Source organism: Pseudomonas sp. RGM 3321 (genome assembly GCF_022836805.1).
GTDB lineage: Bacteria > Pseudomonadota > Gammaproteobacteria > Pseudomonadales > Pseudomonadaceae > Aquipseudomonas.
The window spans coordinates 1-10,414 of sequence record NZ_JALHBH010000073.1 but is presented as its reverse complement, the minus strand read 5'-3'; the positions used below and the strand labels follow the sequence as shown (position 1 = coordinate 10,414).

Annotated in this window: 10 protein-coding genes; 8 read left to right on the top strand and 2 right to left on the bottom strand. The window is 58.5% G+C overall.

What is annotated here, in order from left to right:
- Positions 1-239: 239 nt before the first annotated feature.
- Complete coding sequence (locus tag RGM3321_RS00585) at positions 240-860, top strand: LysE family translocator (protein WP_244391121.1); 621 nt, start codon at positions 240-242, stop codon at positions 858-860.
- Between the two features lie 81 nt (positions 861-941).
- On the opposite strand, the gene metK is transcribed toward RGM3321_RS00585, so the two are convergent.
- Together metK and RGM3321_RS00575 are read right to left on the bottom strand one after the other, a co-directional pair.
- Positions 942-2,132, bottom strand: coding sequence for a methionine adenosyltransferase (gene metK, locus RGM3321_RS00580; protein ID WP_002555698.1), 1,191 nt, complete (start codon positions 2,130-2,132; stop codon positions 942-944).
- A 20-nt stretch (positions 2,133-2,152) separates the two neighbouring features.
- Positions 2,153-3,148 (bottom strand): metalloregulator ArsR/SmtB family transcription factor, encoded by a 996-nt coding sequence (locus tag RGM3321_RS00575; RefSeq protein WP_005746920.1) that lies wholly within the window; start codon positions 3,146-3,148, stop codon positions 2,153-2,155.
- A 259-nt stretch (positions 3,149-3,407) separates the two neighbouring features.
- Between RGM3321_RS00575 and tkt the strand changes: the two genes are divergently transcribed.
- The 7 genes from tkt (at position 3,408) to fba (ending at position 9,905) form a co-directional block, all read left to right on the top strand.
- Entirely contained in the window at positions 3,408-5,405 is a 1,998-nt protein-coding gene (gene tkt, locus RGM3321_RS00570; RefSeq protein WP_244391119.1) for a transketolase, read from the top strand.
- Between the two features lie 171 nt (positions 5,406-5,576).
- Positions 5,577-6,620 (top strand): erythrose-4-phosphate dehydrogenase, encoded by a 1,044-nt coding sequence (gene epd / locus RGM3321_RS00565; RefSeq protein ID WP_244391117.1) that lies wholly within the window; start codon positions 5,577-5,579, stop codon positions 6,618-6,620.
- Between the two features lie 22 nt (positions 6,621-6,642).
- Positions 6,643-7,806, top strand: a complete 1,164-nt coding sequence (locus RGM3321_RS00560; protein ID WP_057404959.1) for a phosphoglycerate kinase — start codon at positions 6,643-6,645, stop codon at positions 7,804-7,806.
- Positions 7,807-7,833: 27 nt separating this feature from the next.
- The gene (locus RGM3321_RS00555) at positions 7,834-8,064 is read left to right on the top strand and encodes a hypothetical protein (protein ID WP_044318367.1); all 231 of its coding nucleotides are present in this window, start codon (positions 7,834-7,836) and stop codon (positions 8,062-8,064) included.
- 85 nt (positions 8,065-8,149) lie between these two features.
- Complete coding sequence (locus RGM3321_RS00550) at positions 8,150-8,347, top strand: hypothetical protein (RefSeq protein ID WP_244391115.1); 198 nt, start codon at positions 8,150-8,152, stop codon at positions 8,345-8,347.
- A 52-nt stretch (positions 8,348-8,399) separates the two neighbouring features.
- Positions 8,400-8,726, top strand: a complete 327-nt coding sequence (locus RGM3321_RS00545; protein WP_244391113.1) for an MliC family protein — start codon at positions 8,400-8,402, stop codon at positions 8,724-8,726.
- Positions 8,727-8,840: 114 nt separating this feature from the next.
- Entirely contained in the window at positions 8,841-9,905 is a 1,065-nt protein-coding gene (fba, locus tag RGM3321_RS00540; RefSeq protein WP_004654897.1) for a class II fructose-bisphosphate aldolase, read from the top strand.
- The last annotated feature ends 509 nt before the right edge of the window (positions 9,906-10,414 follow it).

Genomic DNA, 10,414 nt, shown 5'->3' with positions numbered 1-10,414 from the left:
GCAGTTCTCGACGCTCTGCGTCGTCAAGAGGACGCGGAGCGTCCAGAAAGGCATGCGACGCAGAGCGCCGCACGATAGTCGCGCCTGCACCGGCCCCTTCGTGAGCAAGCTCCCACAAAGGCTGGGTACGCATGGCCTAGCCGCTGCAGCCCGGCCGCATTTCACGGCGCAGCTGTGTCTTGACCGTTCATTAAAAAAAGCCAGACTGAATAGCTGATTCAACTCAGGGACTGGAGCCAATGGACATCTCGACTCTTGCTGTATTCATTCCGGCCTGCTTTGCGCTGAACATGGCGCCCGGTCCGAACAATCTTCTGTCGATCAGTAACGCTACCCGCTATGGCTTCGCCAGCTCTTGCGTCGGCGGAGCGGGGCGCTTGCTGGCGTTTGTCATCATGATCGCCTTGGCCGGCGCAGGACTGACTGCTGTGTTGCATACGTCCGAATGGTTGTTTCATGTGATCAAGGTCGTCGGCGCAGCGTATCTGTTTTATCTCGCGGTGCAGCTATGGCGCGCCGACCCGGCTATTCAGGACCAGGCAGAGATCACAACAGCCAACGCTGGCAGCCTTGCGCGTCAAGAGTTTCTGGTGGCTATTGGCAATCCGAAAGCAATCCTGCTATTCACTGCTTTTCTTCCGCAGTTTGTGGATCAGCAAAGTGATGTGTCAGGTCAGTTCGCGGTGCTGGGTGGTCTGTTTCTGGTACTGGAGTGCGTAGCGATCGCGTTGTATGCCGCGATGGGGATCCATGCTCGTCGCCTGTTGGCCAGACCCAGTGGCAAGCGGTTGTTCAACAGGGTATGCGCGGGGTTGTTGGCAAGCGCTGCGTCGGTACTGCTTGTGTCGCGGCGGGCTTGAAGTGTGACCGTGGAATGACTGCCGCGCAGACGAAAAAAAGCCCCGAAACGACCAGGTCGTCCGGGGCTTTTTTCTGGGTTTTTACAGACCGGCAGCTGCGCGCAGGGCGTCGGCGCGGTCGGTTTTTTCCCAGGTGAAGGCGGTGAAGGTGTCATCGCCAACGGTCATTTCGACGGGGGTACGACCGAAGTGGCCGTAGGCCGCAGTGGCCTGGTACATCGGGTGCAGCAGGTCGAGCATGGTGGTGATGGCGTAAGGACGCAGGTCGAAGTTGTCGCGGACCAGCTTGATGATCTTGTCATCGGACAGCTTGCCGGTGCCGAACGTGTTCAACGAGATCGAGGTCGGTTGAGCGACGCCGATGGCGTAGGACACCTGAATCTCGCAACGCTCGGCCAGGCCGGCAGCGACGATGTTCTTGGCGACGTAGCGACCGGCGTAGGCAGCCGAACGGTCAACCTTCGATGGGTCCTTGCCGGAGAAAGCACCGCCACCGTGACGGGCCATGCCGCCGTAGGTGTCGACGATGATTTTACGGCCGGTCAGGCCACAGTCGCCTACCGGGCCACCGATGATGAAGTTGCCGGTCGGGTTGATGTGGAACTGGGTGTCCTTGTGCAGCAGGTGTGCAGGGATGACGTGCTTGACGATCAGCTCCATCACGCCTTCGCGCAGGTCCTTGTACGACACATCCGGGTTGTGCTGAGTCGACAACACGATGGCGTCGACGCCGACCACCTTGCCGTTTTCGTAACGGCAGGTAACCTGGGATTTGGCATCCGGGCGCAACCAAGGCAGCAGACCGGATTTACGCGCTTCAGCCTGACGCTGCACCAGCTGGTGGGAGAAGGTGATCGGCGCTGGCATCAGCACGTCGGTCTCGTTGCTGGCATAGCCGAACATCAGGCCCTGGTCACCAGCGCCCTGATCTTCAGGCTTGCTGCGGTCAACGCCTTGGGCGATGTCTACCGACTGTTTGCCGATGATGTTCATCACGCCGCAAGTGGCGCCGTCGAAGCCGACGTCGGAGCTGTTGTAGCCGATGTCGAGGATGACGTTACGCACGATGTCTTCCAGATCGACCCAGGCCGAAGTCGACACTTCGCCAGCGATGATTGCCACACCGGTCTTGACCAGTGTTTCGCACGCTACACGGGCGTATTTGTCTTCAGCGATGATAGCGTCCAGAACCGCGTCGGAAATCTGGTCGGCGATCTTGTCCGGATGCCCTTCGGACACAGACTCGGAGGTGAAAAGTGAATATTCGCTCATCTCTACGGGTTTCCTTCATTTTACCGATGGTGAGTGTCGCCAGCCGGTCGCTGAAAATGGCGAACCTGGATCTGGAAACCATTACGTAAGCCTACATAGAGGCTTTCCCCGGGAACTAGCCCCGCAGCGATGGCCCAACGGGCCAGGTCTTCCTGCTCGAAACCTAACCAGAGATCGCCACAGGCCTCTCTGGCCCAGCTCTGGTCATGACTACACAATTCTGTTACCAGCAAACTACCGCCGGGTTTTACGTGTTCGGCCAGTTGCCTCAGGGCCTGGGCCGGGACTGCGAAATGATGCAGCACCATGTTGAGGACGACGCAGTCGGCACTGACTTTAGCGTCCGTCAGTGCATCGGCCAGCCTGAGTTCAACGTTAGCCAGCGCCTTGCGCTCGCAGACGCCGCGCGCCAGGTCCAGCATCACCGGGCTGTTGTCCATTGCGATAACCTGGCGGAAGCGCCGGGCCAGCTCTGGCAGAAAGCCGCCGTCGCCGGGGCCTACTTCCAGCGCCGTTGCCTGCGCGCCGAAGCTCAGTTTGTCGAGCAATGTCAGCAGGCTTTCGCTGTACTGCGCCAGACCGGCGATAAGGTCTTGCTGGGCACGAAACTTTTCGGCGGTACGGGCAAAGAAGTCCTGGCTGGCCAATGCACGTTGCCGATGCACCAGACCTATGCGGCTCTGTACGTCGTCCGGCAGGTTCAGCGTGTCCACTTCATCAAGCAGCGCCGCATGCAGCCTGCCACCCGGCAATTCAGTGTGGGGCAGGGCGCGACGGTAGAAAATCGCGTTGCCTTCACGCCGCGTTGCAACCAGATCGGCCTGCGCCAGCACCTTGAGGTGGTGACTCATGCCGGACTGGCCAATGGCAAAAATCTGCGCCAGCTCAAGCACGCCGAACGAATCGTTGGTCAGCACACGCAGCACGTTGAGCCGCAAGGGATCGCCGCCGGCCTTGCACAATGCAGAGAGGTCGTCGCATGCATCATGGCGAATGGCAGGTACACGCAGGTTCATAGCTGCGCAGTCTAGAGAGCGATCCTGAGTGCTGCAAGGGCAATATCAAAAAGTTTTGATATTGCTGGATGGGTGGCACCGGTCAGGCCTTGTGAACTTGTTGTGCTGACGGGTAATCCAGTCTTTACAGGGCAAATAATGTCCGTAACCCCGGAAAAAAGCCTATGGTCGACTATCTGTGATTGCCCCCGGCCTGTCCCTGAGGGAAAATGGCCGTCTTTTTTCCGATCCTAATTTTACAATTCCCAGGAGATCAGCGATGCCAAGCCGTCGTGAGCGTGCCAATGCTATTCGTGCCCTAAGCATGGATGCCGTGCAAAAAGCCAACAGCGGCCATCCGGGTGCCCCTATGGGCATGGCGGATATCGCCGAGGTTCTGTGGCGTGATTATCTCAAGCACAACCCGGCAAACCCTGCGTTTGCTGACCGTGACCGTTTCATCATGTCCAACGGCCATGGTTCGATGCTGGTCTATTCGTTGCTGCACCTGACCGGCTACGACCTGTCCATCGACGATCTGAAAAACTTCCGTCAACTGCACAGCCGTACACCGGGCCATCCGGAGTTTGGCTATACCCCAGGCGTTGAAACCACCACTGGCCCATTGGGTCAGGGTTTTGCCAACGCCGTCGGTTTTGCCGCTGCCGAGAAAACCCTCGCCGCACAGTTCAACCGCCCAGGCCATTCCATCGTCGATCACCATACCTACGTGTTCATGGGTGATGGCTGCATGATGGAAGGTATTTCCCACGAAGTCGCTTCGCTGGCCGGTACGCTGCAGTTGGACAAGCTGATCGCGTTCTACGACGACAACGGCATCTCCATCGACGGTGAAGTTGAAGGCTGGTTTACCGACGATACGCCGAAGCGCTTCGAGTCCTACGGCTGGCTGGTGATCCGCAATGTCGATGGTCATGACCCTGACGAAATCAAGACGGCCATCGACACTGCGCGCAAGAGCGACAAGCCAACACTGATCTGCTGCAAGACCACCATCGGTTTCGGCTCGCCGAACAAGCAGGGCAAGGAAGAATCCCACGGTGCGCCGCTGGGTGCGGACGAAATCGCCCTGACCCGTGCGGCCCTGAAATGGAACTACGGCCCTTTCGAAATTCCGGCTGATATTTACGCCGAGTGGAATGCGAAAGAAAAAGGCCTGGCCGCCGAAGCCGAGTGGGATCAGCGCTTTGCTGCCTATTCCGCCGCGTTCCCTGAGCTGGCCAACGACTTCATCCGTCGCATGAGCGGCGAGCTGCCTGCTGACTTTGCGGAAAAATCCGCTGCTTATGTCGCCGAAGTCAACGCCAAGGGCGAAACCATCGCCAGCCGCAAGGCCAGCCAGAACGCCTTGAGCGCACTCGGTCCGTTGCTGCCTGAAATTCTCGGCGGTTCGGCCGACCTGGCCGGCTCCAATCTGACCATCTGGAAAGGCTGCAAGAGCATCACTGGCGAAGACCCTAATGGCAACTACCTGCACTACGGTGTTCGTGAGTTCGGCATGGGCGCCATGATGAACGGTATCGCTCTGCATGGCGGCTTCGTGCCGTACGGTGCAACCTTCCTGATCTTCATGGAATACGCTCGCAACGCGGTGCGTATGGCCTCGTTGATGAAGAAGCGCGTGATCTACGTATTCACCCACGACTCCATCGGTCTGGGCGAAGACGGCCCGACTCACCAGCCGATCGAGCAACTGACCAGTCTGCGTACCACGCCGAACCTGGACACCTGGCGTCCGGCAGATGCTGTGGAATCGGCAGTCGCCTGGAAACACGCCATCGAGCGCAATGACGGTCCATCCGCGTTGATTTTCTCGCGTCAGAACCTGACCCACCAAGCGCGTGAACAGCAGCAGATCGATGCCATTGCCCGTGGCGGGTATGTGCTGCGTGACTGTGCAGCAGAGCCTGAGCTGATCCTGATCGCGACCGGTTCGGAAGTCGGTCTGGCCGTGCAGGCTTACGACAGGCTGACCGAGCAGGGTCGCAACGTTCGTGTGGTCTCCATGCCATGCACCAGCATCTTCGAAGCTCAGGATGCGGCCTACAAGCAGGCTGTTCTGCCGTTGCAAGTCAGTGCACGTATTGCCATCGAAGCGGCTCACGCCGACTACTGGTACAAATACGTGGGCCTGGAAGGTCGCGTGATCGGCATGACCACGTTCGGCGAGTCCGCCCCTGCGTCAGCCTTGTTCGAAGAGTTCGGCTTTACGCTGGAAAACGTCTTGAGCACGGCTGAAGAGCTGCTCGAAGACTGATCCGCTATGTGATGTTGTGTTGTGTGGGAGCGAGCTTGCTCGCGAAGAAAGCGCCTCGGTGAGTCAGACAAACCGAGTGTTCTCATTCGCGAGCAAGGCGGATCGCCGCCCCGGTCGCTCCCACAGGTTTTATCGTTTACGCAATCAGATCCATCCTCTGGCGAAAACTTCATGCCCCAGCCCCGCCCTTACAAAGTTGCTCTGAACGGTTACGGCCGTATTGGTCGTTGCGTCGTTCGCGCACTGTGCGAGCGGGGGGCCAAGGCCGGGTTTGAAGTGGTTGCCATCAATGATCTGGCCGACATGGCCAGTCTCGAATACCTCACGCGCTTTGACTCCACACACGGCCGGTTCCCCGGCGAAGTGCGGGTCGAGGGGCAATACCTGCATATCAATGATCACCGCATCAAGGTCCTGCGCAGCGCGACACCGGAAGGCATCGATTGGGCCGGTCTGGAAGTCGATCTGGTGCTTGAATGCTCCGGTGTCTACAACACTCGCGAAGACGGCCAGCGCTTTCTGGATGTCGGTGCGCCGCGGGTGCTGTTTTCCCAGCCGATGGCCAGCGAACGGGATGTCGACGCCACCGTGGTGTTCGGCATTAACCAGCACAAGCTGACTGGCCGCGAGTTGCTGGTCTCTGCCGCGTCGTGTACCACCAATTGCAGTGTGCCGCTGCTGCGTCTGTTGGATCAGGCCATCGGCCTTGAGTACATCACCATTACGACCATCCATTCGGCGATGAATGATCAGCCGGTAATCGACGCATATCACCACGAGGATCTGCGCCGTACGCGCTCGGCGTTTCAGTCGATCATTCCGGTGTCCACCGGTCTGGCGCGCGGAATCGAGCGGCTGCTTCCGGAACTTGCCGGCCGAATTCAGGCCAAAGCTGTTCGTGTTCCGACCGTCAATGTGTCTTGCCTGGACATTACGCTGCAAATGTCGCGAGACACCGACGCTGTCGAGATCAACCGTATTTTGCGTGAGGCCGCCACCAGCGGCCCGCTCAAGGGACTGCTGGCCTACACTGAGTTGCCGCACGCCAGCTGCGATTTCAACCATGACCCGCATTCGGCGATTGTCGATGCGAGTCAGACCCGTGTTTCCGGACCCCGGCTGGTCAATCTGCTGGCCTGGTTCGATAACGAATGGGGTTTTGCCAACCGAATGCTCGACGTCGCCGATCACTTTCTGCGCGTCGCTGACCAATAACAGTAAAAAAACAGGAATGCTCATGACCGTCTTGAAGATGACCGACCTCGATCTGCAAGGTAAACGTGTACTGATCCGCGAAGACCTCAATGTCCCGGTAAAGGACGGCGTTGTCAGCAGTGATGCACGTATTCTTGCCTCGCTGCCGACCATCAGGCTGGCGTTGGAAAAAGGTGCGGCCGTCATGGTCTGCTCGCACCTGGGTCGTCCGACCGAGGGCGAGTTTTCTGCTGAAAACAGCCTCAAGCCGGTTGCCGAGTACCTGAGCAAGGCATTGGGTCGTGATGTTCCGCTGGTTGCCGATTATCTGGACGGCGTTGACGTCAAGGCCGGCGATGTCGTGCTGTTCGAGAACGTTCGCTTCAACAAGGGCGAGAAAAAGAACGCCGACGAGCTGGCACAGAAATATGCGGCCCTGTGCGACGTGTTCGTAATGGACGCTTTCGGCACCGCTCACCGTGCCGAGGGCTCGACCCACGGCGTGGCCAAATTCGCCAAAGTGGCAGCGGCAGGCCCGTTGCTGGCTGCCGAGCTTGAAGCGCTGGGCAAGGCTCTGGGCGCTCCGGCTCAGCCGATGACTGCCATCGTTGCCGGCTCCAAGGTGTCCACAAAGCTGGACGTACTCAACAGCCTGAGCGGCATCTGCAATCAGTTGATCGTTGGCGGCGGCATTGCCAACACCTTCCTGGCTGCAGCGGGTCACAAGGTCGGTAAATCGCTGTACGAACCAGACCTGCTCGATACCGCGCGTGCCATCGCCGCCAAGGTCAGCGTGCCGTTGCCGACCGATGTGGTGGTTGCCAAGGAATTCGCCGAGAGCGCCACTGCAACCGTCAAGCTGATCGCTGACGTCGCCGACGACGACATGATTCTGGATATTGGCCCGCAAACTGCTGCGCATTTCGCCGAGTTACTGAAATCTTCCGGGACTATCCTGTGGAACGGTCCAGTCGGCGTGTTTGAATTCGATCAGTTTGGTGAAGGCACCAAAACGCTGGCCAAGGCCATTGGCGAAAGCCAGGCGTTTTCCATCGCGGGCGGTGGCGACACACTGGCGGCCATCGACAAGTATGGTGTTGCAGAACAGATTTCCTACATTTCGACCGGTGGCGGTGCATTCCTCGAGTTCGTGGAAGGCAAGGTTCTGCCAGCGGTAGAAGTGCTCGAACAACGCGCCAAGGCTTGAATGAAAGCTTTGGACAAGGAGTGGTCAATGGTCAGGGCGTTACCGTGGTTTCTCATCGCAGGTCTGCTGGCCGGTTGCGCGGGCAAACCTGCGGTTGAAGAGGTGGAGAGCGACTCCCCGAGCCAACCGCTCCAGTTAAGCTGTTATCAGGCGGGCTGGCAGGCTGAAACAGTGCCGGTGATCTACAAACGTGGCGGTCCGCAGGTATGGGATCGTTACGAGTTCATGCCCAGAACAGGCAATGTAGGATGTTTGTGAGCCAGGTCTGAAATCCGTTTGGCAACATTGACGGGCTTGGGCGGTCTTTAAAGAGTGGATATTTTTCCGGCAAAGGAGTTTCGCCATGAAGATCGCTGCCCTGACTCTAATGAGCTGCGTTGTATTGGCTGGTTGTACTGGTTCTGGCTCGCATGCCAAGACCTGTCAGATATTCAGCCCGGCCTCTGTGAATGTGCCGACGACTGAAAACAGTCAACGGGTCGAGGCACATGTAACGGGTGAGCCGGCCGATGACCGTAAACAGGAACAGAACTGCCCCTGACAGTTGAAACGACCGGCATACACCGCGTTTCGCAGGGCAGCCAGGAGATGTAATGAGACGCTTGATTGCCTTTGGGGTTTTGGCAGTGCTTGGCGGTTGTTCGAGCATGAGCACATCGCAGCACAATGACCCCTGGAACCGTTGGGTGTGTGACAGCAATGCAGAGGTCAACTGGCGCTACATCGATTCGGCCAAAAAGGAAGTCGATGTTCGCCTGAATCAGAGCGATCAGGTGTTCAGGCTCAAGGCTGAACCCGGCGCTGCCAGCGGAACGCTTTACAGCAACAACGTGTTGGCATTCGTCAACAAGGGTAGCGAGGGCCTGATCTACTGGGACGCTACCAACGATCTGATCGGTCGCGGCTGCAAGGCCAGATAAGTCGGATCTCGGGCACACACGCACAGCCTTCGTGGCTGAGCTTATAACTTGAATGGCAGCCGCCACTACGGCAGGCTTGCTCGATTAACGACCCTACCGGGAGAGAGACAGACAATGGCACTTATCAGCATGCGCCAGATGTTGGACCACGCAGCCGAATTCGGTTATGGCGTTCCAGCCTTCAACGTAAACAACCTGGAACAGATGCGCGCCATTATGGAAGCGGCCGACAAGACCGACTCCCCGGTGATCGTCCAGGCTTCTGCCGGTGCCCGCAAATACGCCGGTGCGCCGTTTCTGCGTCACCTGATCCTCGCCGCGATCGAAGAATTCCCGCACATCCCGGTGGTCATGCACCAGGACCACGGCACCAGCCCTGATATCTGCCAGCGCTCGATCCAGCTGGGCTTCAGCTCGGTGATGATGGACGGCTCGCTGCGTGAAGACGGCAAGTCCCCAGCCGATTACGACTACAACGTCGACGTTACCCGTCGCGTAGTGTCTTTCGCTCACGCCTGCGGCGTATCCGTGGAAGGTGAGCTGGGGGTGCTGGGTTCGCTGGAAACCGGTATGGCCGGTGAAGAAGACGGCGTTGGCGCGGAAGGCGTTCTGGACCACAGCCAGATGCTGACCGACCCTGAGGAAGCTGCTGACTTCGTCAAGCGTACCCAGGTCGATGCCTTGGCCATCGCCATCGGCACTAGCCACGGTGCGTACAAGTTCACCAAGCCGCCTACCGGCGACATTCTGGCGATCGAGCGCATCAAAGAGATCCACAAGCGCATCCCGAACACTCACCTGGTGATGCACGGTTCCTCGTCTGTTCCTCAGGAATGGCTGAAGATCATCAACGAGTTCGGCGGCGACATCAAAGAAACCTATGGTGTACCGGTCGAAGAAATCGTTGAAGGCATCAAGCATGGCGTGCGCAAGGTCAACATCGACACCGACCTGCGGCTGGCCTCTACCGGTGCCATCCGCGAATTCATGGCTAAAAACCCAAGCGAGTTCGACCCGCGCAAGTATCTGGCCAAGACTGTCTCGGCCATGCGTGACGTGTGTATCGCGCGCTACGAAGCCTTCGGCACCGCTGGCAACGCCTCGAAGATCAAACCGATCTCCCTGGACGCCATGTTCGAACGCTACGCGCGTGGCGAGCTGGATGCCAAGATCAACTGAGTTGATTGCGCATTGAAAAACCCGCAGAAATGCGGGTTTTTTTATTGTCGGGTGCAAAAGCACCTGCGCGGCGAATGAATGCTCCGCGCTCATGGTTAGACACAAGTATTGAAGAGCCTGAACATCTCGCTTCTGCCCGGCGGGCGCAGGAGCGAACTTGTTCGCGAAAGGGCCGGTACATTCTCCGAAAATGCATTTTCTGAACGACCGTCTTGGCGAACAAGTTCGCTCCCACGGCCTTCGGCCAGAATCAAAAGCGGACTTGTGCGTAACGATGGGTACTCCGCGTGGGCATGCGGTGCCGGAAGCTCTTGAAGCTGAAGAGCCTGAACATCTCGCTTCTGCCCGGCGGGCGCAGGAGCGAACTTGTTCGCGAAAGGGCCGGTACATTCTCCGAAAATGCATTTTCTGAACGACCGTCTTGGCGAACAAGTTCGCTCCCACGGCCTTCGGCCAGAATCAAAAGCGGACTTGTGTGTAACGATGGGTACTCCGCGTGGGCATGCGGT